Origin of the sequence: Thermococcus sp. 9N3, from assembly GCF_012027685.1 — an archaeon.
GTDB lineage: Archaea > Methanobacteriota_B > Thermococci > Thermococcales > Thermococcaceae > Thermococcus > Thermococcus nautili.
On sequence record NZ_SNUV01000001.1, the window covers coordinates 475,699 to 498,229 of the forward strand.

26 protein-coding genes are annotated in these 22,531 nt (G+C 56.2%); 10 read left to right on the plus strand and 16 right to left on the minus strand.

Going from position 1 to position 22,531, the window contains the following annotated elements; translation table 11 throughout:
- Nucleotides 1-189 precede the first annotated feature (189 nt).
- On the plus strand, nt 190-1,056 hold the full coding sequence (locus E3E30_RS02655) for a hypothetical protein (RefSeq protein WP_167728350.1): 867 nt from the start codon (nt 190-192) through the stop codon (nt 1,054-1,056).
- Here E3E30_RS02655 and E3E30_RS02660 read toward each other — a convergent pair.
- A complete protein-coding gene (locus tag E3E30_RS02660) occupies nt 1,043-1,654 on the minus strand; it encodes a hypothetical protein (protein ID WP_167728351.1) in 612 nt (203 codons plus the stop codon). The two genes, E3E30_RS02655 and E3E30_RS02660, sit on opposite strands and share 14 nt — an antisense overlap.
- A 300-nt stretch (nt 1,655-1,954) precedes the next feature.
- Between E3E30_RS02660 and E3E30_RS02665 the strand changes: the two genes are divergently transcribed.
- Genes E3E30_RS02665 through E3E30_RS02675 form a run of 3 tightly spaced genes read left to right on the plus strand, consistent with a single transcriptional unit; the run spans nt 1,955 to nt 3,850 of the window.
- Nucleotides 1,955-2,476, plus strand: a complete 522-nt coding sequence (locus E3E30_RS02665) for a ferritin (protein ID WP_167728352.1) — start codon at nt 1,955-1,957, stop codon at nt 2,474-2,476.
- A gap of 1 nt (nt 2,477) precedes the next feature.
- On the plus strand, nt 2,478-3,263 hold the full coding sequence (locus tag E3E30_RS02670) for an NAD-dependent epimerase/dehydratase family protein (protein WP_167728353.1): 786 nt from the start codon (nt 2,478-2,480) through the stop codon (nt 3,261-3,263).
- Nucleotides 3,239-3,850, plus strand: coding sequence for a class I SAM-dependent methyltransferase (locus E3E30_RS02675; RefSeq protein WP_167728354.1), 612 nt, complete (start codon nt 3,239-3,241; stop codon nt 3,848-3,850). The genes E3E30_RS02670 and E3E30_RS02675 overlap by 25 nt, the downstream gene beginning before the upstream one ends.
- Here the strand turns inward: E3E30_RS02675 and ubiE are convergent.
- The 15 genes from ubiE to E3E30_RS02750 form a co-directional block, all read right to left on the minus strand.
- A complete protein-coding gene (ubiE, locus tag E3E30_RS02680; protein WP_167728355.1) occupies nt 3,825-4,514 on the minus strand; it encodes a bifunctional demethylmenaquinone methyltransferase/2-methoxy-6-polyprenyl-1,4-benzoquinol methylase UbiE in 690 nt (229 codons plus the stop codon). The genes E3E30_RS02675 and ubiE overlap by 26 nt on opposite strands.
- Nucleotides 4,495-5,127, minus strand: a complete 633-nt coding sequence (locus E3E30_RS02685) for an ATP-binding cassette domain-containing protein (protein ID WP_167728356.1) — start codon at nt 5,125-5,127, stop codon at nt 4,495-4,497. Before E3E30_RS02685 ends, ubiE begins: the two co-directional genes overlap by 20 nt.
- Nucleotides 5,103-5,831 carry an ABC transporter permease subunit gene (locus tag E3E30_RS02690; protein ID WP_167728357.1) on the minus strand — a complete coding sequence of 243 codons (729 nt, stop codon included), beginning with the start codon at nt 5,829-5,831 and terminating at the stop codon, nt 5,103-5,105. Before E3E30_RS02690 ends, E3E30_RS02685 begins: the two co-directional genes overlap by 25 nt.
- Nucleotides 5,832-5,833: 2 nt before the next feature.
- Entirely contained in the window at nt 5,834-6,799 is a 966-nt protein-coding gene (locus E3E30_RS02695; protein ID WP_167728358.1) for an ABC transporter substrate-binding protein, read from the minus strand.
- Nucleotides 6,800-7,696 carry a 4-hydroxybenzoate octaprenyltransferase gene (locus tag E3E30_RS02700; protein WP_167728894.1) on the minus strand — a complete coding sequence of 299 codons (897 nt, stop codon included), beginning with the start codon at nt 7,694-7,696 and terminating at the stop codon, nt 6,800-6,802.
- Complete coding sequence (locus E3E30_RS02705) at nt 7,686-9,143, minus strand: UbiD family decarboxylase (RefSeq protein ID WP_167728359.1); 1,458 nt, start codon at nt 9,141-9,143, stop codon at nt 7,686-7,688. Before E3E30_RS02705 ends, E3E30_RS02700 begins: the two co-directional genes overlap by 11 nt.
- On the minus strand, nt 9,140-9,907 hold the full coding sequence (locus E3E30_RS02710) for an ABC transporter ATP-binding protein (RefSeq protein ID WP_167728360.1): 768 nt from the start codon (nt 9,905-9,907) through the stop codon (nt 9,140-9,142). Before E3E30_RS02710 ends, E3E30_RS02705 begins: the two co-directional genes overlap by 4 nt.
- A complete protein-coding gene (locus E3E30_RS02715) occupies nt 9,894-10,517 on the minus strand; it encodes a flavodoxin domain-containing protein (RefSeq protein ID WP_167728361.1) in 624 nt (207 codons plus the stop codon). The genes E3E30_RS02710 and E3E30_RS02715 overlap by 14 nt, the downstream gene beginning before the upstream one ends.
- On the minus strand, nt 10,514-11,452 hold the full coding sequence (locus E3E30_RS02720) for an iron ABC transporter permease (RefSeq protein WP_167728362.1): 939 nt from the start codon (nt 11,450-11,452) through the stop codon (nt 10,514-10,516). Before E3E30_RS02720 ends, E3E30_RS02715 begins: the two co-directional genes overlap by 4 nt.
- A 2-nt stretch (nt 11,453-11,454) precedes the next feature.
- Nucleotides 11,455-12,324 carry an ABC transporter substrate-binding protein gene (locus E3E30_RS02725; protein ID WP_167728363.1) on the minus strand — a complete coding sequence of 290 codons (870 nt, stop codon included), beginning with the start codon at nt 12,322-12,324 and terminating at the stop codon, nt 11,455-11,457.
- Nucleotides 12,325-12,345: 21 nt separating this feature from the next.
- A complete protein-coding gene (locus E3E30_RS02730; RefSeq protein ID WP_167728364.1) occupies nt 12,346-13,410 on the minus strand; it encodes an ABC transporter substrate-binding protein in 1,065 nt (354 codons plus the stop codon).
- Between the two features lie 4 nt (nt 13,411-13,414).
- Nucleotides 13,415-14,617 carry a TIGR04053 family radical SAM/SPASM domain-containing protein gene (locus E3E30_RS02735; protein WP_167728895.1) on the minus strand — a complete coding sequence of 401 codons (1,203 nt, stop codon included), beginning with the start codon at nt 14,615-14,617 and terminating at the stop codon, nt 13,415-13,417.
- Nucleotides 14,618-14,712: 95 nt separating this feature from the next.
- Entirely contained in the window at nt 14,713-15,708 is a 996-nt protein-coding gene (gene cydB / locus E3E30_RS02740; protein WP_167728365.1) for a cytochrome d ubiquinol oxidase subunit II, read from the minus strand.
- Complete coding sequence (locus E3E30_RS02745) at nt 15,708-17,231, minus strand: cytochrome ubiquinol oxidase subunit I (protein ID WP_167728366.1); 1,524 nt, start codon at nt 17,229-17,231, stop codon at nt 15,708-15,710. Before E3E30_RS02745 ends, cydB begins: the two co-directional genes overlap by 1 nt.
- Nucleotides 17,232-17,350: 119 nt before the next feature.
- Entirely contained in the window at nt 17,351-17,554 is a 204-nt protein-coding gene (locus E3E30_RS02750) for a hypothetical protein (RefSeq protein ID WP_167728367.1), read from the minus strand.
- Between the two features lie 144 nt (nt 17,555-17,698).
- Here E3E30_RS02750 and E3E30_RS02755 point away from each other — a divergent pair, with 144 nt between their 5' ends.
- The 6 genes from E3E30_RS02755 to E3E30_RS02780 are packed head-to-tail and all read left to right on the plus strand — an operon-like array spanning nt 17,699 to nt 22,419.
- Nucleotides 17,699-18,847 (plus strand): FAD-dependent oxidoreductase, encoded by a 1,149-nt coding sequence (locus tag E3E30_RS02755; RefSeq protein WP_167728368.1) that lies wholly within the window; start codon nt 17,699-17,701, stop codon nt 18,845-18,847.
- 10 nt (nt 18,848-18,857) lie between these two features.
- Nucleotides 18,858-19,277: a DUF1641 domain-containing protein gene (locus E3E30_RS02760; RefSeq protein WP_167728369.1), complete on the plus strand. Its 420-nt coding sequence runs from the start codon at nt 18,858-18,860 to the stop codon at nt 19,275-19,277.
- Nucleotides 19,278-19,306: 29 nt separating this feature from the next.
- Nucleotides 19,307-20,203 carry a ferrochelatase gene (hemH, locus tag E3E30_RS02765; RefSeq protein ID WP_167728370.1) on the plus strand — a complete coding sequence of 299 codons (897 nt, stop codon included), beginning with the start codon at nt 19,307-19,309 and terminating at the stop codon, nt 20,201-20,203.
- The gene (locus E3E30_RS02770; protein ID WP_099211004.1) at nt 20,190-20,519 is read left to right on the plus strand and encodes a hypothetical protein; all 330 of its coding nucleotides are present in this window, start codon (nt 20,190-20,192) and stop codon (nt 20,517-20,519) included. Before hemH ends, E3E30_RS02770 begins: the two co-directional genes overlap by 14 nt.
- A gap of 3 nt (nt 20,520-20,522) precedes the next feature.
- Nucleotides 20,523-21,527: a DUF3887 domain-containing protein gene (locus E3E30_RS02775; RefSeq protein ID WP_167728371.1), complete on the plus strand. Its 1,005-nt coding sequence runs from the start codon at nt 20,523-20,525 to the stop codon at nt 21,525-21,527.
- Nucleotides 21,499-22,419: a polyprenyl synthetase family protein gene (locus E3E30_RS02780; RefSeq protein WP_167728372.1), complete on the plus strand. Its 921-nt coding sequence runs from the start codon at nt 21,499-21,501 to the stop codon at nt 22,417-22,419. The genes E3E30_RS02775 and E3E30_RS02780 overlap by 29 nt, the downstream gene beginning before the upstream one ends.
- Nucleotides 22,420-22,531: the final 112 nt, after the last annotated feature.

A 22,531-nucleotide genomic window follows, 5' to 3' on the forward strand; every position in this document is an offset into this window, starting at 1 on the left:
CTCAGCTCCCTCCTGACCTCGTTGTCTTCTTTCTTTCGCTCTCCCTGCCCTCTCTCCCCGTTCCGAGGATTATCTTAACCTTCATAGCAACACCGAGAAGAGTACCGTTATGCGTTTAAAGACCTTATGGGGCAAAAATGGGGAGAGAAACCCTTTAAGTTCTCCCGCGATTCTTCAAACGGTGTTCAGATGGAAACAAAATCCCAGCTCGCCGTTGCATTCCTGTTCGTTTTGATGCTCCCGACGGTACGCTTAGTGCATGCCACTCCTATCGGGTCTCTGTGCGGTCCCCACTCGGTTCTCGCCCCCACCGAATACTGCACATTTTACCCCTTCATCAAGGTTGGCCATAACGATGCGATTATAGACCTCTCCTGGGACGCCCTCGGTCCGGGAATGTCAGGCCTGCCGACGCCGAGCATGGTCGGGGATTACTACTTCTACTTCAAGGACGGGAAGCTTTACTACCTCGGAAACACCACCGGGGCGTATGAGCTGTTCTACGAGTTCTACAAAGGGCTCTGGTACCTGAGCGACGGACGGGTGATAAACCCCAAGGATTTGTGCGTAATCAACAACGTCACGATTCCGGAAGAAATTCAGTCGGAACTCTGCCCATGCGCCAACGTTTCAATCCAGTCGAAATCTTATCCGGTCGTTCTAAACGGCTCCACGCTGGAGATTATTGGGGTTGATTCTACCTACCTTATTAAAGTGCCACCTACGGGGAACCTAACGCTCTCTCTGAGACTTCCTGAAAACTTCTCCCTCGAACTTCCGCCGAACGTTACCCTGAGGGCTGTTCTCTTGGGCAGGGGCGTTTTAATCTACACCCGTCCAGGGCGATACGACACTCCCCTGGACTGGGACGAAGTTAGGGTTCTCTACTACGACGGGAACAGGCTGGAAGTCCTGAACTTCACAAGGGGCTTCGAAAACAGACTGCCCGTCTGTAAAAGCCCCACAAAGGGAGAAAATGGGAATAAGTTCCTCCTTATCGGCGTCCTTCTTCTGGGGGTTGGGGCACTGAAAATAAGGGAAATCAGGCGAAGGTAACGCTCCTGTCCTTCAGCGAGCGGTTGAGCAGGTCGGCGTGCTCGAGGGTAACCTGGTACTCGGCGAGCTTCTCGAGCCTGAGCTCCTCGCCGTCGAGGATTATCTTGTTGACGTAGACCTTGCCCTCGTCGAAGCCGACGGTGTAGACGAAGAGGTCCTTCTTGCTAAGGTACTCCTTAATCTTCTCGTCCTTGAGGGCTTCGCTGAGTCCGCCAGCGGCAAAAATCCTGACGTGGACTACGAATGCTCCAGGAACGTCCTTCTCGGCGAACTGCCTGAGGGTCTCGACGAATATCTCCTTAGTTTCCTCTATCGGAGTCTCACCGCCGAACTGGAGGACTGTGACCTGAGGAGCGAACTCCTTGACGCGCTCGGCGAGCTCGGCCTCCTTGCCCTTCTCGGCGAGGAAGTGATAGGTAACGCCCCCGCTGAGGGTTATGAAGGTCGCCTCGGTCGCGGTCGCTATGCTGGAGCAGATGATGTTCTTACTTGCCACGACGGCAACCTTGTTGAGGCCAAGGTCCGCCAGCGCCTTTCCTACGAGCCTTCCTGTCAGGGCCCTAAGGTAAATCTCCTCCTCAAAGGTCGTCTTCGCCATCTTAACTCACCTCCCTACCCATTTATGTGGGTTTGTTCTCGATACTGACCAGTGGTGTTCTGAGATATAACTTTTTCGGTTCCCCTAATGAACTTTTGGTAGACTAACCTAAAACATCTCTGGCGAAACGACGAAATTTCCCATAATTTTCGGGAAGAAATTGACGTTTTGATTACACAAAGATGTGTTTTTGGAGAACTGCCAATGAAACGCCCAAATACATTCACTCTGACGGCCCAGTTTATAGGTTCGATGGATAAACTTATAAGGTTCGAAAACAAGAAAGAGTGAGATGGTATCATGCTGAGCGAAAGGATGCTCAAAGCTTTGAACGAACAGCTCAACAAGGAGCTCTTCTCTGCCTACTTCTACCTCGGAATCGCGGCCTACTTCAAGGAGAAGGGCCTCGACGGTTTTGCCAGCTGGATGGAGGCGCAGGCCGAGGAGGAACTTGGTCACGCGATGAAGTTCTACGACTACATCTTCAACAGGGGAGGAACGGTCGAGCTTGAGAGGATTGAGAAGCCCAAGCAGGACTTCGAGAGCCCGCTCAAGGCCTTCGAGGCGGTTTACCTCCACGAGGTCGGCGTCACGCAGTCCATCTTCAAGCTCGTTGACCTGGCCGAGGAGGAGAAGGACAGGGCAACATATCAGTTCCTCCAGTGGTTCGTCGAGGAGCAGGTCGAGGAGGAAGCGAGCACAAAGGCGATAGTGGACAAGCTGAAGATAATCGGCGACAATCCGCACGGCCTCTTCATGCTCGACAGGGAGCTGGGCGCGAGGAAAGCCCAGCTGAGAACGCTCTTAGCCCAGGGTGGGTGAGTTGATTCTCGTCTTCGGCGGGACGGGCTTCATCGGCTCCTTCGTTTCTTCCCGCCTTTCCGAGGTTGACGAAGTAGTTCTCGCCGTCAGAAGGCCGGTTAAGAGCTTTAAAACCGTCCGCTTTTCCAATCCTGCCGAGATACCGGCCATAATCGAGGAGCTGAACCCTGACATGGTGGTCAACTTCATAGGGGTTCTCAGGAGCGACTACTGGACGGCTCACGTGGAGATTCCAAGGCTTATCGCTGAAGGCGCGAGAAGAACCGGCTCGCGGTTGATTCACACGAGCGCCCTTGGAGCGGACGAGAACTCAAGGATTCCTTACTTCAGGACCAAGGCCCTCGGCGAGAGAGCCGTGAAGGAGGTTAGAAAGCACGCGATAGTGAGACCCTCGCTCGTCCTTGGTCCGGGGCAGAGGCTCTTTCGCGACGCCCTACGATTTAAGGTCTTCCCCAACCTGAAAACAAAGGTTCAGCCAATTGATTTGAGGGACTTGGCTGGGCTTTACCTAAAGCTCGTGGAAGGCAAAAAGGGCGAGTTCAACGCCTGCGGATGGGAAGTCATTTCGCTCGGCGAGCTCGTGGAGAGAGTAACGAAAGAGGCCGGGAAAAGAGTGCTCCTCTTTCCGGCTCCGGAGTCAATCATAAGACTCCTCGGGAGGCTTGACGGTTCTCTCCTCATGGCCTTAACCGAGAACACCTGCGAGAGAAACGACGCCCTTGAGCTTTTGGAAACGCTTAAAGACATTGACGAGTCAATTAGATGGACTGCGGAGGGGTTGAGGTGAAATATGACTTAGCGAGCCACTTTTACGAACCCATTAACGGTCTCCTCGAAAGGCCGGCCGGGATAAGAAAAGCTCGAAAGAAGCTGATTTCTCAGGCCAAAGGTAGAGTCCTTGAGCTTGGCGTTGGAACCGGCCTGAACCTTCCGCTTTACAGGAACGTTGAGGAAGTTATCGGCCTCGACATCAGCGAAAAAATGCTCGAGAAGGCGAGGAGTAAAAGGACCGAGGTCCCGGTTAAGCTGATTCAAGCGGACGCAAGAAGTCTCCCATTTCCGGATAAGAGCTTCGATACTGTGGTTTCTACCTTCTTTCTCTGTGTCGTTCCGGAGAAGGAAAAGGTTATTCAAGAGATAAAGCGGGTTCTAAAGCCGAACAGCTTTCTCCTCGCGATGGAGTGCTCCCCGCCGGAGAACTGGGCTTTCAGGGCGTTGCTCTCAGGGGTAAGTGTTTTAACCTCAAGGCTCACGGGAACGGACTTCAGGGTGGACATAGCTCAACTCCTTCGGGTGGAAGGCTTCAACGTTGAGGAGGAAAAGCTCGTCAACGGTGCCGTGAGGCTCATCAGTGCCTCTCCAGAACGAGAATGAACGCTATCCTCGGGAAGAGCCAGCGGAGGCCTTTCGCCCTAAAGCCCCTCTCTTCGAACTCTCCCCTAAGTTCCTCCGGCGAGGGAAAGGCATCTATCGAGTTGACAAGGTGTTCGTAGGCTTTTCCGTTACCGGTGGTCAGCTTCCCGATGATGGGAACAACCGTTCTCGTGTAGAGCCAGGCCATCTTTCCGAGGAGCGAGGGGTTCTTTGAGAACTCAAGGATTACGAGCCTTCCGCCAGGCTTCAGAACGCGGTGGAGTTCCTCTATAGCTTTTTCCCTGTCGGAAAAGTTCCTGAGGCCGAAGGCGACGCTGACTATATCAAAGCTCCCATCTGGATAGGGCATCTCCTCGGCAGTCCCGACGCTCAGCCTCGCGAAGGGGACCTTCCTCCTCGCTATCCTGAGCATCTCCTCACTGCAGTCGAGGCCGTAGAACTCGCCCGACAAATTCCGCTTTTCAAGCCTCTTCCTCATGCAGAGCATCATGTCCCCCGTTCCGCAGGCCACGTCGAGGATTTTTAACGGCCTTTCGCGGACCTCAAGGGACTTTAAAACCTCCTCGCAGGCCTTTCTCCTCCACAACCTGTCGAGACCGAGGCTTATCAGCCTGTTGGTTAAATCGTAGCGCTTCGCGATGCTGTCAAAGAGCTCCCTTACCAAGCTCCTCCCTCCCGATGACCTTCTTTATCTTCGCGGGGCTTCCGCCTATGAGGTAGACCCTGTCGGCGACCTTGAAAAGCTCCTCGAGCTGGTGCGAGACGACCAGAACACCTTTTCCAGAATTGGCTAATTCCCGAATTATGGAAAGAAGTTCTTCTTTGGAGCGCGCGTCGAGGCCGGTAAAGGGCTCGTCCAGGATCAGGACGTCGAAGTCCATGAGCAGGGCGCGCAGGAGAGAAGTTTTTCTCCTCGTCCCCCCGCTCACTTCCTTTGGATAGAGGTCGAGGTAGTTCTCCAAGCCGAGTCTCTCCACGTATTCGAGCCTGCACTCCCTTCCCCTGAAGCGGGCCGGCAGGCAGACGTTGTCCCTAAGCCTCTTCCAGGGGAGAAGGTAGTCCTCCTGATAGAGGACGGAGGGGTTCTTTACGAAGACCTCGCCCGAGTCAGGCATCTCAACTCCGGCCAAAATCTTCACGAGGGTGCTCTTTCCTGTCCCGTTCGGCCCGATGAGGCCGACCACCTCGCCGGCCCGAACCTCAAGGCTAACCCCGTCGAGTATGGGCTCGGTGAAGGACTTTCTAAGGTTCCTCACCAGTACCAGCCTTTCACCCATTCCTCGAGCCTCCTCAGGAGTAGCTGGTCGAGGGCTATCATGAGCGCTATGAGGAGTAGTGCCCACGCGAAGACCCCAGCTTTAATTCCCAAATCGTAGGAGTAGACGAGCTGGTAGCCGATTCCTCCCGCTGAACCAAAGGCCTCGGCAACGACGCTTATCCTGAGCGCTATTCCCAGGGCGACTCTGCCTGCCGAGACCATCTCAGGGAGCGTTCCCGGGACGATGAAGTGCCGGTAGAGCTGAAGCTTTGAGGGTTTGAGGAGAACTATCAGCGGGCGGTATTTTTCTACCACCTTTTCGCTCGAGCTCACTCCAGCCGAAAGCAGTGCTGGAAAGGACGCCATCGCGGTAACGAGTATCGTCGCGATTGAACTCGTAACGCCGAAGAGCATTATGAAGACTATCGTCCAGACGAGGACCGAGACGCTCTGGAGGAAGACGTTTAAAGCGTTCAGAAAGTCCCTGAAGGCCCTTGAGTAGAGCGCCAGAAGCATTGCGAGGCCCGTCAGAAGGGAAGCGACCAGAAAGCCGGAGAAGCTGTGGTAGAGCGTCAGCAGGAGCGAGGAGAGGATTAGGGAAAGCCCGACCTCGCGGTAGAACGCTAAAGTCTCAGCTGGGGTTGGGATTAGGGCCGGATACAGGTGGGACAGGACGAGCCACGAGGCCAGTGCAAAGAGGAAAAGGTAGAGCCAGCCCCTCATGCTCAACCCCTGTAGAAGATGTCGAGGTTCTCGGAGTTCTCCTTGAGGTAGCCCCCGAGGTAGGTCAGCTTCCACTCGCTCTTGATGCCGGTTATCAGCTCATCGCTGAGCCTTTCGTCGTTGACCTCCGTTCTGCTGTAGAGAATGTCCAGCGTTTTTTCATCGAGGTGGTAGAGCTTTCCGAGGATTTCCTTCGTCTCGGCGGGGTGAGTTTTCCAGAACTCGGCGCTCTCAATCTGGGCCTTTATGAAGGCATCAACCAAATCCCCGTGCTCTTTGAGGAAGTCCTCCCTGACGACCCAGACGAGCATTACCGGCGGTCCCTGAACTATGCCGCGCTCTTTCGCCTCGTTCCAGAGCTCTGAAAACGTCGCTATTACCGTGTAGTTCTTGGCCATAAGCTGGCTCACAATCGGCTCCCAGATTACGACGGCGTCAACGCTTTTGAGCGAGTCCTCAACCGAGCCGGGCGGGACGTTCACGACTGTGTAATCATCGGGAGTGAGGTTGTAGAGGACCTTCATGTAAGCTTGAAAGAGCTTGAAGGTTCCCGAGGCGATGACGGCACCGATTTTCTTGCCCTTCAGCTCTTCAGGCTTCATCTTCTCCTTTCCGATTATCGCCTGGTTCTGGAACATGTCAACGCCGATGATTTTAATCTTTACACCGCTCTGCGCCAGCTTCGCCGCCATCTCGGCGGGAATGACCGCGAAGTCTGTCTCGCCCTTTTCGAGAGCCGCTATTATGTCGGGGGTCTTGCCGAGCCTGAGAACCTCGACCTTGAAGCCGTTCTTTCTGTCAAAACCCTTGGCCCCCATTATGTCGAGCGTGCTGATTCCTCCAAGTAATGTCGCGGCTTTAACGGTGGGAAGCTCGTTGGTGTTCGTTGGTTTCGTCGAGTTCGAGCTTATGCAACCCGAAACCATCACAACCAGCCCGATTAGGAGCAATGCCAGAGCTTTTCTCATTCAAACCCCTCCTAAAAGCTTGTCCGCTATGGCCGAAAGCGTGAGGATTAGGCCGATTGGAATGTTGAGGTTAAACGCTTTTGGAACGTTGTCAATGCTCTTCCAGACGATTGCGTTCTCGTAGAGGATTAGGGCGCTCGAGACGAGCCAGCCGGTTAAATAAACCCGGCCGAGGCCGTAGAGGAATCCAGCCAGGCCAAAGAGGGCTATAGCGAGAAGATGGAAGGCGAGGGCAATCTTGAGGGCCTTCTCTATGCCAAACCTCGCGGGAATGCTTCCGACGCCATGCTCCACGTCGAACTCGTAGTCCATGATTGTGTATATCGTGTCGAAGCCGGCCACCCAGAAGAGGACGCCGAAGAAGAACGCCCAGGGAATCCGCGCGAGAACTTCTATGAGAGGAGCGTTTCCTCCTACAGCTATAGTTCCGCCCGCAACGGCCAGGGCGAGGGTCAGGCCGAGGTGGAGATGGGGGAAGCTGTGCTTTCTTTTAGCCCCAGAGTAGCTCATCGCTGTTAACCAGGGAATCGGACTGAGCAGGGCTGTCCAGCGGTTGAGAAGGACCGCCGAGACGAAGTAGATTACCGAGCCAACGACGACGAGCCACCAGGCGTCGCTCACCTTCACCGTCCCCTTAATCAGCGGTCTGTTCCACGTCCTCGGGTTCTGGCTGTCTATGTCGAGGTCGGCTATGTTGTTGTAGGCCAAAGCAGAGGTCCTGAGTCCGAGCAGGGCAAGGCTCATCAGGATTAGCTCCCTCAGGGTTACGGGGAAACCGCTGAGGAAAGCGCCGACGTAGGCGTAGGGCAGGCTGAAGAGGGTGTGCTCTATCCTGACGAGCCTCATGAGGGCGTGAAACCTGTTGGCTTCCCTCACCTCTCCAGGGTCAAAGGCCATCGCCACCACCGAGGTATTTCACGAATAGGTCTTCAAGCCTTCCAAGGACTTCGGGGTCTTCTTTAACCTCCTCAACGACCCTGCCGTCCATCTCCTCAGGAAGCTTTCTGGTGGCGTCTATGCCGAGTTTGCTCCCAAGCGGAGGCCTCGGAACGGCCGGATCAAGCGCGTCTGTGTGCGCCTTTGGGATTATTAAAACGTCCCGCTCGGGGTTCACGAAGGAAGCTATCGCCCATATCACCTGGTTTATGTTGTGGGGGTTGATATCGTCGCTGACAACCACTATGACCTTTGTCAGCGCCATCTGCCCCGTTCCCCAGAGCGCGTTGAGAACCTTCTTCCCCTGCCCGGGGTAGCGCTTCTTTATCGAGACTATCGCGACGCCCTGAAAGACGCCGTATTCGGGGAAGTTCACATCGACGACCTCGGGCAAAACGACCCTCATCAACGGGAGGAAAATCCTCTCGATAGCCTTTCCAATTACGGCATCTTCCAACGGCGGTTTCCCGACGACGGAGCCGTAGTAAATCGGGTTGTCGCGGTAGTAAACCCTCTCTGCGTGGAAAACGGGGTAGAGCTCGTTCCTCTCGCTCGGCTTATCGTAGAAGCCGAAGTGGTCGCCGAAGGGACCCTCCTCGCTCAGCTCGTCAACCTGAACGTAGCCCTCTATGACCGCTTCAGCGTTTGCCGGAACGAGGACGCCGTTGGGCAGGCGGTAAAGTTCTAAACCTGAACCGCGGACGAAGCCCGCGAAGAGGAGCTTGTCCATAGGATAGGGAACGGGAGAAACTGCCGTCAGGAGAGTGCCTATATCGGAGCCAATCGCCATCGCGACCGGCATTCTGCCGTCGTTCCTCTCGAGGTAGTCCCTCCAGGCCTGACTCCCGCGCTTATGAACCTGCCAGTGGATTACGCCCCTTTCACCGTCGAGGAGCATGACGCGGTAGACGCTGATTGAATTCACGCCTCTCGGGTCCGAGAAGCAGACGAGCGGGTAGGTGAGATAGCGTGAACCGTCCTTCGGCCAGGTTTTGAAGGCCGGAACGAAGTTCAAGGGTTCGTCTTCCACCACGTTCCTCATGAACTCGGCTTTCCTCACGAGCTTCGGCAGGTAGTTGCTCAGCTCCCTGAGCTTCCCCAGCGAGGAGAGCTTGTCAGCAAAACCCAGGGGCAGGCTTTCCATGAGCTTGAGCGGTCTCTCGCCGATTTCCTCGAGCCTTTCAACGCCGAGGGCTTCCCTAACGGTCTCAACGCTCGTGAAGAGGTTTCCAGCAACTCTCCACTCCGGATAACCCTTAACGCGCTCGAAGAGGACCGCGCCTGCCTTTTCATACATCGCCCTCCTCAGAAACACGGGAATCTCAAGCTCGGGCGAAAGCTCCTCACCAACTCTAATCAGCTCGCCTCTCCTCTCAAGCCACTCGAGGTAGTCGCGCACGTCCCTCATGGGAGCACCTCCGGGAGAACCCTCAAAACCCTTTCCCCGTTGCACTCCATCACCTTAAGCTTAACCCCGTAAAGCCCGCTCAAAAGCTCCTCGGACAGAACCTCGGAGGGCTTTCCTTCAGCCACTATCCTTCCGTTCCTCATGAGGACGATCCTGTCGGCGAAGAGGTAAGCTAAGTTGGGGTCGTGGAGAACCGCCAGGACACCCACCCCATCTCTCGCGAGCCTCTTAACGGTTCCGAGGACGAGGAGGGCGTTCTTGAGGTCGAGCTCGCTCGTCGGCTCGTCGAGGAGGAGATATTTGGGCGACGTCATCATCGCCCTCGCGAGGAGGAGAAGCCTTTTCTGCCCCCCGCTCAGAGAAGTGTAGGGCTTTTGCCGATAGGCATCGAGGCCGAAGTGTTTGAGCAACCTTTCAGCCCTTTCCCTGTGCTCCTTCCCTGGCGAGCCGAAGGCCCCGAGTTCGGGGGTTGCCCCGAGGAGGACGAAGTCGAGAACCCTGAAGGAGAAGGTCGGGACGTGGTTCTGGGGAACGTAGCCGAGCAGTTTCGCCCTCTCCTTAGAGGAGAGTCTCAGAACGTCCCTTCCGTCGGCGAGGACGCGCCCCTTCTCGGGCTTCAACAGACCGTAGATTAACCTCAGGAGCGTGCTCTTTCCCGCGCCGTTCGGTCCGATTAGGGCGACGAACTCACCCGTCTCAACCTCCAGGCTAACCCCGATTCCGAAGTCCCCGTAGGAGTACGAGAGGTTATCAGCCCTCAGCATCGAGCCTTGCCTCCATCTCCCTTACCTTCTCCATGAAGTCGAAGTCCTTAGCTTTATCGACCTCGCCCCGCCTAAAGTGCTTCCCGAACCAGTCGTAATACAATAGAGTCCTCCTCACGAACGCTTTAACGTCCTCCTCCCTGTAAAGGCTCTTGCTTTCGAGCCTCTCCCCGAGGACGGCGTAAAACCTCCTCATCTTCCTCCTGTCCTCGTCGCTGAGCTTTTCAACGTCAATCTCGCCCCCGATGAGCGTTCCGTAGAAGGGCGGAACCTCAAAGGCCTCTATCAGTGGCTGGGAGTAGGCTATTCCCCCGTGGAGCTTCCCCATGAAGACCGAGCCGGCCAAATGCATTGCCACCAGAAAGAACGCCTTTGGAACGTCCTCAAGCTCCTCTCGGTGCTCGCTTATCCAGTCCGTCAAATCCCAGTGCGGGCCGTCGCGGTAAACGGGTGCGCTCATAACGACCAGGTCGTAGCCTCTTGGCGAGGGGTTCTCCTTAACCTCCCTGATTTCAACTTCGTGGCCTTCCTCCTCGAAGAGCTTCTTGGCCAATTTTACGGCCCTTTCGGTCGTTCCGTAGCGGGTCGTGTAAACGATGAGAATCCTCAACTCCAACCACCCCCGGTTTTTCTGAGGAGATACGCGAAGAATGGAACTCCCACGAGGGTCGTTATTATCCCGACGGGAACGTCCCCCGGGAGAAGGCGGACTATCACATCCGCCAAGACCATGACGGTTATTCCAATCGAGATTGTTGCGGGGATTAGCTTCGAGTGCTCGGGCCCGACGAGCATTCTCGCCGTGTGCGGGACTATCAGCCCGACCCATCCGATTATACCCGTGAAGGAAATCACGAGAACCGTTAGGAGGGCCGACAGGAACACGAAAATCCCTCTCCAGAGGGAGACGTTCAGACCGAGGAGCTCGGCCTCATCGCCGAGGCTCATGGCGTTCAGGTTCCAGCGGAGGAGGTAGAGGAGCACGGTTATGAGGACGACGCCGGGGAGGGAGTAGACTACCTCCTTCCACGTTGAACTCGCCAAGCTTCCCATCAGCCAAACGACCAAACCGGATAAGCTCTCGCTCGGAAGGAGCAGTTCGAGGAGGGAAAGAAGGGCGGAGAAAAGGGCAGTGACAATTATTCCGCCGAGGATTAGCGAGACCGTTGAGACCCTGCCGTTGACGCGCGCGAGGTAATACGCTAAGAAAACCGCCAAGAGGCCAAAGAGGAGCGCGAGCGGTGCGAGGCCAATAAAGGGGAGAAAAGCGACGGCCAGGGCCGCGCCGAAGGCCACTCCAGACGCCACGCCCAGAATGTAGGTGTCAACGAGAGGGTTTCTGAAAACCGCCTGAAGGGTCATTCCGCCCAGGCTCAGGGCCATTCCGGCCGAGACCCCCATAAGCGTCCTCGGAAGTCTGAATTTCCAGATTATGGCCTTGGCTAAGCCATCAAGGTGGAGCGGGTTGGTCGGGTAGCTACCCACGAAGACCCCGAGGAGCACCGCCACCACCGGAAGGATTACCAGAGTTAGTCCTCTTTTCATTTTCAAACACCGCAGAGCGAGTAGAGTTCCCCCGCGACCCTTTCCCACTTCGGAAATGCCTTTCCGTGAACAAACCTTCCGAGCTGGTAGATTCCCGGGATTATGCGGGGACTCCAGCGCATGAAGCTCTCAAGGTCGAGGGCCGAGCCAACTATGTGCACGTTTCCGAGCTGAACGGCTTCGATTGCCCTCCACTCGGCCGAGTCAAGGATTTCGTCCCTTATCTCTTCCATCTTCTCCCTGTCCGTCATTATGCTCGTGAGCAGGAAGAGGTGCTCCGCATCGCCGAAGGCCCTGAAGAAGCGCTCCTTCTTTACCGGATAGACCTTCCGCCTTGTCCGTATCCTCTCGCCGAGGTTCATCGCCCCGGCTTTTCTAACCGCGTCGCTCAGAACGTTGGTCCTCGTCACGACGTTGAAGTTCCGGTAGGTGAGCATGACCTTGGGCCTCTCCTCAATGCCTTCAGTTATCTCGCCCAGCCTCGTCAGGTGCTTCTCATAGAATTCACCGAGCCTTGAAAAATCACCGTTCGTCAGTTCGGCTATCCTCCTGCTCGCCTCGACGAGGCCTTCAACGGTCTCGAAGTCAATCAGCTCGACCCTCGCGCCTATACGTTCCCCAAAGGCCCTCAACTCGTCCCCGGAATGCAGGTTCTCAACCTCGAAGTCGAGGATAAGGTTCGGCCTAAGCTCCCCCAGAACGTCCCAGTAGGTCTTCTTGCTCCGCTTGAGGTACTTTCCGATGACAGGCTTATCCTTCAGCTCCGGCAGGCAGGGGTCGAGCCTGATTTCCTCGTTCACCCCAGCTATCTCCCCGGCTTTCCCGACGAGTTTGACGATTTCCGCGAGACTCGCTGGAAAGACCGCTATCATCGTCCCACCCCAAAAAGGGAATCAGGAGAGGCCGTAGAACCTCTTCAGGAATTCCTTGGCCTTGTCGTTCCAGTCGGGGTAGTAGTTGGGATAGATTGCCTTGCCGATGACCCAGATTCCAACTGCCAAGCGCGGGCTCCAGCGGAGGAAGGAGTCCTTGCCCATGTCCGCCCTGAGGATTACGACGTTGCCCTCTTTTACAGCTTTTATGCCCCTCCAGGCCTCGTCGCTGAGCATCTCCTCCCGGAGCTTCTCGACCTGGTCGTAAGACGTTACGGCGCTCGTCAGGAGGATTACGACGTCGGCGTCGCGGTAGCTCGCTATTATCTTCTCCCCGTCCATCGGGACCCTAACCGGTGTGTAGCCGTTGAAGGTCAGGTTCACGAGGTAGTCCGCCCCAACGAGCCTGACGGCCTGAGCAAGGACGTCGTTGCCGTTGACGATGTAGAGCTTGCCCATTATCGGCTGTATCATTACCACCTTCTTCCTCTTCTCCGCTGGAATCTTTGAGGCTATGGCCTGAACTCCCTTCACCTGCTCGTTGAAGTAGTCGTCGAAGGCTCTGGCCTCTTTCTCCCTTCCGAAGAGCTCGCCGAGGAGTGAAACGGCTCTGGGTATGTCCTCAAGTTTGTCCTCTCTCAGCAGGACGACGGGTATTCCGTAGCTGGCGGAGCGGTTGAGGAGCTCGTCAACGTTGTAGAACTTCTTCAGGTCGAGGTCGATGATTAGGTCGGGCTTTAGGGCTAAAACCTTCTCCCAGTCGTCAATCTTGAGCCTCGCGCCAACGACGGTCTTGTTCTTCAGGCTTTCGCTCAGTAAAGCGTCGTACTGGGCTTCCTTTGGAATACCGACGACCTGGTCGCTCGCGTTGAGGAGCTGGATTATTTCGAGGGCGGAAGTCGAGAGAACGACCGCCCGCTGAACCGGAACTTTGACAGTAACGTTCCTTCCCGAGAAGTCCTTCACGGTTACCTCCTTTGCCGTTGCCTTGCTTGAGGTTCCGGTTGAGTTGCCCACGCAACCGGCCGAAACGACCGCGAGGAGAAGAACGACCGACAGGATTAGACCGCTCCACCTCATTTCCATCACCTCAAATCGGCTTTTGGGCTCCAAAAATCTCAATCGGAAGGTGAAGGTTGAACTTTTTGGCGAGCCTGAGGTATGAGCCGGGCTCGTACGGACAGGCCGGGTCTTCGGCGAGAGGGTTTAAGCTATAGGCGTAGGCCCTTGCCCTGCTTCCCCCACAGATTTCCCTGAACTCGCATTTCCCACAGCGTCCCTCAAACTCGGCAGAGCGGAGCTTTTTCATCAGCTCGCCCTCCCTGTAAATCTCGACGAGGCTCTTCTCTCGGACGTTGCCGACGCTGAAGGGCAGGAAACCGCTCGGATAGACGTTGCCGTTGTAAGCGATGAAAACGATTCCCTTCCCGTCGCGCGTTCCCATCGTCTGTGCCCTTGCCTCTCCACCTTTACCGAGGAGCTCAACGAGCCTCTTCTTCAGCCTGAAGTAGAGTTCCCCGGGCTTGAGAACCTCGTCTGGGTCGAGTCCCTTCTCCTCAAGGGCTTTCCTCATTATCGCTACCCTTCTGAACATCGGGCCCTCGGTGGTCCTCACGAGGAGGTGCTTCGAGGCCTCGTAGAGGAAGTGTGTGACGTCCTCCCACTCCTCAGGCCTTAGGTCGCTCTCGAAGTTGCCTCTCCCCGTCGGAACGAGGTAGAAGACCTCCCAGATTTCGACGCCGAGGTCTTTGAGGAGTCTCACCATCTCGGGCAGTCCTTCAACGGTCTCGCGCATCACAACCGTGTTCACCTGAACGCTTAGGCCGTGTTTCAGGAACTCCTTGATGGCCCAGACGGTTTTCTCCCACGTCCCTTCTATCCCCCTGATTGCGTCGTGGACATCTGGAAACGGGCTGTCGAGGCTTATGCTTACCGCCCTAACCCCGCTCTCCGCGATTCTCTCGATTGTTTCCTCGGTCAGGAGGGGCGTTACAGCGGGGGCGAGACCAACGCGAATGCCCTTCTCAACAGCGTACTCGATGAGTTCGAAGACGTCCTTCCTCATGAGCGGGTCGCCGCCTGTGAGAATGAGTATCGGGTAAGGTCTTCCGAAGTCGGTGAGGGAATCGATGAGGGCCTTTCCTTCCTCGGTGCTCAGCTCGCCCGGCAGTGCCTGGAGTATCGCCTCCGCTCTGCAGTGCTTGCACTTGAGCTGGCAGGCCTTCGTCGTCTCCCAGAAGACGAGGACCGGCTTCCTGTCGTAGGGCCAGCCGGTAGATTTGCCTCTGTGCATTTCGACCACCGTCTTTAGTTTCCAAAAAGAACTTTGCTGTAACGAATTATAAACTTTTCCCTAAAAAGTTCGAATATCGAAAGAAGGAAAGGGAACTAATAGTAGCCCTCTGCCTCGGTGACCTTTCCGCCGAACATCTTGTAGACGTAGAGGGTGTAGGTCATGATGATTACCGCCAGGATTACTGAGACTCCAAGGACCGCCTGGAGCGTCAGTGGCGATGCCGCAAGGTCGTGTATGCTGAGCTTGAAGTTCGGGTCGGTGGTCGAGATGACCCAGTACGGGTACATTGTGTAGTAGATTAACCCGACGACCAGCGGGAAGGCCAGCCAGCTGATGTAGAATGCCAGCTTGTCGACGCCCTTCTTGATGAGATAACCGTCGAGCAGTCCCGCGACGAGGATTACGACCGTCAGGAAGAGTCCGAGTGGTGTCATGAGCCTCTCGAACCTCAGCGGGGCCCAGATTTTCATGCCGATTACCGTCAGGAGCAGGAAGACCACTGTAAGCACCCAGAATGTGAAGGCGTACTTCCTCATGGTCTCCTGGAGCTTTCCTGTGGTCTTGTAGGCGCCCCAGTTGGCCCCGTGCCAGGTCACGGCGAAGAGCACGAAGAGGCCGACGATGAGCGGGTAGGGCCTGAAGAGCGTCAGCAGTGAGCCGTGGAAGCCCTTGGCGTCGATTGGGATTCCCATGACGAGGTTGCCGACTATGACGCCGATGACGAGCGGGATTAACGCGCTGACGAGGGCGAAGAGCTTGTCCCAGAGGTCCTTGTTCTTGTTCCTGAACTCAAAGCCGACGGCGCGGAATATGAACAGGAACGCGAGCAACCAGACCGCGAGGTAGAACGTGCTGAAGAGCGTCGCGTAGAGCGCCGGCCACATCGCGAAGATTCCCGCACCCCAGGTGATGAACCAGACCTCGTTGCCGTCCCAGACCGGCGCGATGGTGTTGACGAGGACGTCCCTGTCCCTCTGGTTCTTAATGAAGGCGAGGAGCGTTCCTATTCCAAGGTCGAAGCCGTCAAACGCTAAGTACATTCCAAGGAGGAAGGCGGAAAAGTAAAACCAGGCAGTCGCGTAGTCCATCACTGACCACCTCCCGCGGTGCTAACAGCGGGAACCGGCTTCGCGGTGACGTCGCCCTCAACGGGCTCGGGACCTTCTCTGATGAGCTTCCTGACGAAGTGGAGCCAGATGTAGAACAGTATGCTGTACACGACGACGAACGCTATCAGCGTAATCAGCACGCTTGTTGCTGAAACGTTTGGCGAGATTCCAGTGTTAGTTGTTACCATTCCCCAGACCATCCACGGCATTCTGCCGACCTCGTGGGTGAACCAGCCGGCCTCGCCCGCGAGCCACGGAAGCGGAATGGTAACGACAAGCACTTTGAGGAACCAGCGGGCGTCGTAGAGCTTGCCGAGCAGGAGGAGGAGCACTCCAATACCTCCGATGGCTATGAAGAGCGTTCCAAGGCCGACCATGACGCGGTAGGCGTAGAACATGAACGCCACCGGCAGGGCGTCCTCAAGGACCTTGACCATCTTCTCGTTGGCCTGCGGGTCGTTGGGGTCGATTCCATATGCCTGCATGAGGCTGTCTATGACCTGCTTCTTGACCTGCTCGTTCTCGTAGTTGGGGTTGTTGAGAACCTGCTCGTACCAGACGTACTTGGCCGCGTCGTGAAGGCCGAGCACCTGCGCGTTCCAGTCACCGAAGGCAAGCCAGCTCAGCAGTTTGGGAATCTCGATGGCGTACTTGACCTGCTGGTTCTTCTCGTCAACGATTCCGAAGACCACCATCGGCGCACCCTTCTCTGTGTGGAAGAGGCCCTCGTCGGCGGCGAGCTTCGTCGGCTGGTACTTGGCTATAACCATACCCTCCTCGTGGCCGGTCGGGTAGAGCTGGATTACCGAGCTTATCGCGAGAACGACTATACCGAGGGCGAGCGCGCTCCTTGCGACCTGAACGTGCCTCTTCTTGAGCAGGTAATAGGCGCTGACCGCGACGACTATGTAGGCACCGGTGAGGATTGCGGAGTTTATTGTGTGGGTGTACTGGCTGACCAAGAGCGGGTTGAAGACGGCCTTCATGAAGTCGGTCAGCTCGGCCCTCGGGCCGAGGGGCGTGTCCTTGATGATGTAGGCTGTCGGTGTCTGTTGCCAGCTGTTGGCGATAAGAATCCACAGGCCGGAGAGGCTCGAACCGATGAACACGAAGAACGACGAAATCCAAGTTATTGCCCTCGGGAGCCTGTCCATACCGAAGAGAAGCACACCGAGGAACGTCGACTCGAGGGCGAAGGCGAAGAGACCCTCAAGCATCAGTGGTGGACCGAATATTGAGCCGACGAAGACCGAGTAGTTGGCCCAGTTTGCTCCGAACTCGAACTCCATGACGATTCCCGTTGGGACACCGAGGACGAAGAAAACCCCAAGCCACTTGCTGAAGAACTTCGCCGCCTTGTGCCACTGCTCCTCGTTGGTTATAGCCGCCATGGTCCAGAGCAGGAAGACCATGAAGGCCATTCCTATGCTCGCGGGCACGAAAATCCAGTGGTAACCCGCGGTCAGGGCGAACTGTATTCTCGACAGCAGTACCGGGTCCATAGCGAACCACCCCTTAGTTCATCCTTCAAACTGAACTTACCGGGAAACAAACTTATAATGTTTTCGGAGCATCTAATTAAAGTAATGTTTTCCTTTAAGCGAGAACATAAAAGAAAGAATTAAACTTTTGCTTTCGGACTGTTGACTGAAGGCATGCCGTGTCGGTGGAAAACCCAAATCATATAGGCTATTCCAAAGACCATACCTGGCACTACCCAGACAACGTTGTGCATCAAGAACGCAATCAGTACAAAGACAAATGCGAGCACTATTGTCACCAATCCGGCAAGGACCTCCTTACCAGTCTCCGCCTGTACTGCCATGACACCACCTCCTTTCGAATTCGGAACTTCGGTCTTATATCTCTTTCGGACGAGTCTTTTTCCGAACCAGATAGGTGCGATAATCAAAAGGGTTATATACCCCAAAACCTCACTCCAATTGGTAGAAGACCTGGAGGTGCACGCATGGCGAAGGTTCTGGTCCTCGGAGGAGGTACCGCCGGTCTCGTGGCGGCGCGCTATCTGAAGGCGGAAGCGGACAGACTCAAGCTTGACGTTGACGTGACGATGGTGACCGCGAGCGAGAGGCACTACATGCCACCGCTCTTCATGGAAGTCGCGCTCGGCTCGGCGGAGGCCCACGAGACATGGGCGCCGATAAAGAACGCCGAGAAGGTCTACGGCTTCAAGGTCAACATCGATAAGGTTACCGAGATTGACCTCGATAACAGACAGGTAAAGACCGAGGGCGGAAAGGTTTACGACTACGATTATCTCGTCCTTGGCCTCGGCGTCAAGTACGTCTGGGACAAGTACAAGGGACTGGCCGAGTACGGCTACCACAACTACACTCTTGAAGGCGCACTCGAGCTGAGAAAGGCCCTCTATGAGTTCAAGGGGAAGAGAATAGTCATCTACACCCCCGAGGCACCGCACCGCTGTGGCATCTATCCATACGAGATGGGCCTCAACCTCAGGATGTACTTCGAGCACCGCGGAATTGATGACGTCGAGATTACCGTCGTTCACCCGGACAAGGAGCCGGCCATCGGACTCGGCCCGGACCTCGTCAGGTTCTTCAAGAGGGAGATGGAGAAGGCCAGGGTGAACTTCATCAGGAACGAGGGGCACGTTGAGATAACGCCGAACAAGGTCATCACCAAGAACGCCGAGGTTGAGTACGACCTCCTCATTAAAGTGCCACCCATAGCGATTCCCGACGTCATGGCATTCATGGCCGACGAGAAGGACCCGCGCTGGGCCAAGGTTAAGGGACCGGACTTCCGCTACCCCGGCTACGATGAGGTCTACGTCGTCAGCGAAGCAAGCATGCCACCGCTTGGACTCTTAACGGCCGGCGTTCCGCTCCACAACGCCTCGATAGTTTCCGCGACGAGCATACTCCACCAGATACACGGCGGGTTCCCGGTTGCAGAGTACGCCCCGACGATGTGCGTCGGCCACGGCTACAACACCGGTTTCATCGGCAACTGTGAGTACGAGTGGACCGGAAGCAAGTACAGGCGCGAGTGCTACCTTCTCTTCAAGAGCCCGCTGGTCAGGATGATGAAGGACTCCTTCTACAGGGGCTGGCTCGACAGTTTGAGGCTGTGAGGTGAGGAAGATGAGCGAGCTCAATTTCACCCCCGAAGAGATTTCCGCCGTTAAGGAGCTGGTTGAGGTTGCCGTGGCTTTGAAGAAGAGCGGAACCCTCGGAATCCTCAAGGCCATGACCGAGAACGGGGACAAGCTCCTTGAGACCATCGCCGAGGAAAAGGCAGTACTGAGGCTCGCCGCGATAGGCAACGCCGCCCTCGAACCCGTTAGGGAAATTGAAGCTGGGAAAGTAAACGACATCAGTATGAACGTTGAGGAGCTCGTTGGAGCCCTACTGAAGGCTTTAGCCGAAACAAACCCCAAGGAGGTCCCGAAGGTCGGAATGACGGGAGCGATTGGCTACCTCCGCGACGAGGACGTTCAGAAGGGACTTGGATTCCTCCTGACCCTCGCAAAGAACCTCGGGGCGGCGTTGAACGAGAAGTGATTCTTTCCTTTCTTTTTGGGGGTGAAACCTTGAGGGTTCTCTTCACATACATGGGGGCACCGACAACGCCCGATGAAGTCGAGGACTTCATATTCCGCTTTCTCTACGACGTGAGGAAAGATATAGGCCTCGACGTGCCAGGGGCAAGGGCGATAATCCGGGGCATAGCCAAGGCCCGCGCCCGGGCAGTTAGGGGCCACTACGCGGTTATGGGTGGGAAAAGTCCCCTCGTGGATTACATGCGCGAGATTGCAGGGCTGGTGAGCGAGAGAACGGGCTATGAGGTAACCCTTGGCATGTGCTATTCCAGACCTCTCCTCGAGGAGCTGAGCGACGGCTTCGACCTCGTCTTTCCGCTCTACCACGTTTACTCCAGCTCGACAACCGAAAGGTGCCTTCTCAAGGTCAGGGAGCTCTTCGGCGAGAAGCCCTACGTCAGGGAGTGGTGGGGCAACGAGAGGTTCATCGCCTGGGTCAGGCACAACATCGAGAAAGGCTTAGCTGAGAGCGGTTTTGAGAACCCCTACGTTGTTCTAAGCGTCCACAGCCTGCCAAGGAAGGTCATCGAGAGGGGCGACCCCTACCTGAAAAGTCACACCGAGCTGGCGAAGAGGGTCATGAAGGCCTTTGACCTCGAGTGGGAGATGGCCTTCCAGAGCAGGTTCGGCAAAGGCGACTGGCTCGGGCCGGAGGTTCCGGAGGTCCTGGAAAGGCTCAGGGAGGAGGGCGTTGAGGAGGTTCTGGTTTACCCGCTCAGCTTCTTCGTTGAGAACGTCGAGACGCTTTACGAGCTCGACGTTGAATACCGGGAATTTGCTGAAAAGCTCGGGCTTAGGTTTTACCGGGCGAAGCTCGACCACAGGCACGATTACCTCATCTCGGCAATAGCCCAGGAGCTTAGGAGGTGGGAAGATGGGAAGGCTTAGCGACGCTTTCATAGCCTACGTCTTTGGCTTTGTCGGGGGAATTCCCCTGCTCCTCATGAAAGATACGGACGAGCTGACGAAGACCCACGCGGCTTACTCCAGCGTGGTGGGGTTTTTCTTCTGGATTGCCTTCATGGGTGCCTGGCACATGTACCCCGGCTACCCCGAGTTCGGCTGGTCGCTCTACGTCTTGGCCCTCTGGTACGTCTACGCCCTCTTCGGGGCCTGGAAGATGCTGAGGGGAGAAACCTACAGGATTCCCGGCATCGAGGGACTGGCCAAAAAGCTCATTAGGGCCCTTGCCCCAGCTGTGTGAGGGATGAAGATGAGAAAGGCACTGCCCCTCGCTTTAACTTTAACCCTGCTTCTGCTCCTCAGTGCCCCCGTCACAGCCGACGAGTTCACCGAGAAGGGAAACGCTTTCATGGAGAGCTTCATAAAGGCAATGAACACCGGCAACTACTCCCTAATAGAGCCCTACATGAGCGAGAGGCTCAAGAAGGAACTCGGGGAAAGGGAGTTCGCCCAGCTCAGGGAGTTCACCCTGACCAACTACGGAAAGTTGCTGTCCTTCAGCTTCGTCAACGAGAGTCGTGAAGGGGACATGGTGAAGCTGGAATACGAGGTCAAGGCGGAGAAGGGAAGCTTTCCGGTCGCTCTGACGTATGAGAACGGCGAGCTCGTTGGAATCGGCCTCGGGGTGAGGGCAAAGCCGAACCCGGCCGGAATGGTCGCGATGATTATCGGCTCTCTGCTCGTTCTGGGGGCGTTTTACTTCATCAGGAAGCCCTCAATTCCAGACCTCGTCCTCGGCGCTGGAATTGCGCTCGGCCTGTCGGTTATAATCCCCTTCTACGGGATAATCTCCCTCATCGTGGCATACTCAACGGTTGCGCGCGCCCTGTTCACGGCCTTTACAACCGCGATAACTGTCGAGGCAGTCAAGTTCTACTTCTCCCGGAACAGAGACGGCCTTTCCCTCGGTCTCGGCCTCGGAATCGGGCAGTACGTCCTCCTCTCCATCGGCACCTTTGTGGCGACGAACTTCATAATGCAACTGCCGGTTTCCTTCACGGGGCCGACCTACTGGGCCTTTCTCTTCGCGCTGGCCTTCACCGCTTTCCACGCGCTTTCGGCCGGGACGTACTCAAAGCTCCGCGACGTTAAGTTCCTCCTTCTCTTTGCCCTGATTGAGGGCCTCGCGCTCGTGATGGAGTCGCTTTCGCATCTTGGCCTTTCGCTGTTGCTCGTTCTTCTGGGAATAGTGGCGGGACTCGGGCTCGGGGGTGTCATCGATGGAATCGCTGGACGAGAGGCTCATTGAAGCCCTTGAGGGGAGCGTTGAGCTCGCCAAGAAAATCGGGGAGTACATAATCCGGAGCGGGGGAAAGAGGATAAGGCCGAGGATAACCCTGGCAGTTGCAGAGGGTCTCGAACTCGACGAAAGCGATGCCCTCGACCTCGCCTCCGCGATAGAACTAATCCACACCGCGAGTCTGGTTCACGACGACGTCATTGATTTGGCGGAAAAGAGGAGGAACAACCTCACCGTCGTCATGCGCTGGGGACCGGAGTTAGCTGTTCTCAGCGGTGATTTCCTCTTCGTCCGCGCGCTGAGGATTATAGCGGGGAAGAGGGTCGAGATGGTGGACTACGTTGCGAAGGTCGTCGAGGACATGGTGAAGGCTGAAATCCTCCAGGAGGCCGTGCGGGGGAGCGTCCACCTTGACCTCGACACCTACTACAGGATAATAGACGGAAAAACCGGACGGCTCTTCGGCGCCTCCTTTGCGCTTCCCGCTTACTACGCCGGAAAGCCCTACTGGGGGGAGCTCGATAGGGCCGGAACGCTCGTGGGAAGGGCGTTTCAGATAGTTGATGATGTTCTCGACTACTTCCCGGGAACGGGAAAGGACCGCTTCAAGGATTTGCTCAACGGAAAGACGACCCTCCCGCTAATCCTCTACACGGAGCGCTACGGCTCCTCCCTCGTCGAGAGAATCCTCAAGAACCCGAGGGAGGAGGACCTGCTCGAGCTCTTTGAGAAGATGGTTAAGGCCGGTGTCTTCGAGGAGTCCCTTGCGAGAGCGAGGGGTTACGTGAAAGAGGCGCTCGGGCTCGTCGGGAACTTGCCCTTCAACGGAAGCAATGTCGTAAACCTCGTTTCGGAATATTTTGAGGGGGTCTTTAAGAGGGTCAGCGCCGTCGTGCCATGACCTATCGGATTTCACGAAAATGAGCATTTGACTAAATGTCTTTCGGGAAAGAACGAAAAACTTTAAAAAGGTTCGTTAGACAAACCTAATGGATTTTGGCCGGCGTGGAGGG

Excerpts from the sequence above, each read along its gene's own strand:
- E3E30_RS02655 (WP_167728350.1), top strand. The coding sequence starts at position 190 with ATGGAAACAAAATCCCAGCTCGCCGTTGCATTCCTGTTCGTTTTGATG.
- E3E30_RS02660 (WP_167728351.1), bottom strand. The coding sequence starts at position 1,654 with ATGGCGAAGACGACCTTTGAGGAGGAGATTTACCTTAGGGCCCTGACA.
- E3E30_RS02665 (WP_167728352.1), top strand. The coding sequence starts at position 1,955 with ATGCTGAGCGAAAGGATGCTCAAAGCTTTGAACGAACAGCTCAACAAG.
- E3E30_RS02675 (WP_167728354.1), top strand. The coding sequence starts at position 3,239 with ATGGACTGCGGAGGGGTTGAGGTGAAATATGACTTAGCGAGCCACTTT.
- E3E30_RS02685 (WP_167728356.1), bottom strand. The coding sequence starts at position 5,127 with ATGGGTGAAAGGCTGGTACTGGTGAGGAACCTTAGAAAGTCCTTCACC.
- E3E30_RS02690 (WP_167728357.1), bottom strand. The coding sequence starts at position 5,831 with ATGAGGGGCTGGCTCTACCTTTTCCTCTTTGCACTGGCCTCGTGGCTC.
- E3E30_RS02695 (WP_167728358.1), bottom strand. The coding sequence starts at position 6,799 with ATGAGAAAAGCTCTGGCATTGCTCCTAATCGGGCTGGTTGTGATGGTT.
- E3E30_RS02700 (WP_167728894.1), bottom strand. The coding sequence starts at position 7,696 with ATGGCCTTTGACCCTGGAGAGGTGAGGGAAGCCAACAGGTTTCACGCC.
- E3E30_RS02705 (WP_167728359.1), bottom strand. The coding sequence starts at position 9,143 with ATGAGGGACGTGCGCGACTACCTCGAGTGGCTTGAGAGGAGAGGCGAG.
- E3E30_RS02710 (WP_167728360.1), bottom strand. The coding sequence starts at position 9,907 with ATGCTGAGGGCTGATAACCTCTCGTACTCCTACGGGGACTTCGGAATC.
- E3E30_RS02720 (WP_167728362.1), bottom strand. The coding sequence starts at position 11,452 with ATGAAAAGAGGACTAACTCTGGTAATCCTTCCGGTGGTGGCGGTGCTC.
- E3E30_RS02725 (WP_167728363.1), bottom strand. The coding sequence starts at position 12,324 with ATGATAGCGGTCTTTCCAGCGAGTCTCGCGGAAATCGTCAAACTCGTC.
- E3E30_RS02730 (WP_167728364.1), bottom strand. The coding sequence starts at position 13,410 with ATGGAAATGAGGTGGAGCGGTCTAATCCTGTCGGTCGTTCTTCTCCTC.
- E3E30_RS02735 (WP_167728895.1), bottom strand. The coding sequence starts at position 14,617 with ATGCACAGAGGCAAATCTACCGGCTGGCCCTACGACAGGAAGCCGGTC.
- cydB (WP_167728365.1), bottom strand. The coding sequence starts at position 15,708 with ATGGACTACGCGACTGCCTGGTTTTACTTTTCCGCCTTCCTCCTTGGA.
- E3E30_RS02745 (WP_167728366.1), bottom strand. The coding sequence starts at position 17,231 with ATGGACCCGGTACTGCTGTCGAGAATACAGTTCGCCCTGACCGCGGGT.
- E3E30_RS02750 (WP_167728367.1), bottom strand. The coding sequence starts at position 17,554 with ATGGCAGTACAGGCGGAGACTGGTAAGGAGGTCCTTGCCGGATTGGTG.
- E3E30_RS02755 (WP_167728368.1), top strand. The coding sequence starts at position 17,699 with ATGGCGAAGGTTCTGGTCCTCGGAGGAGGTACCGCCGGTCTCGTGGCG.
- E3E30_RS02760 (WP_167728369.1), top strand. The coding sequence starts at position 18,858 with ATGAGCGAGCTCAATTTCACCCCCGAAGAGATTTCCGCCGTTAAGGAG.
- E3E30_RS02770 (WP_099211004.1), top strand. The coding sequence starts at position 20,190 with ATGGGAAGGCTTAGCGACGCTTTCATAGCCTACGTCTTTGGCTTTGTC.
- E3E30_RS02775 (WP_167728371.1), top strand. The coding sequence starts at position 20,523 with ATGAAGATGAGAAAGGCACTGCCCCTCGCTTTAACTTTAACCCTGCTT.
- E3E30_RS02780 (WP_167728372.1), top strand. The coding sequence starts at position 21,499 with ATGGAATCGCTGGACGAGAGGCTCATTGAAGCCCTTGAGGGGAGCGTT.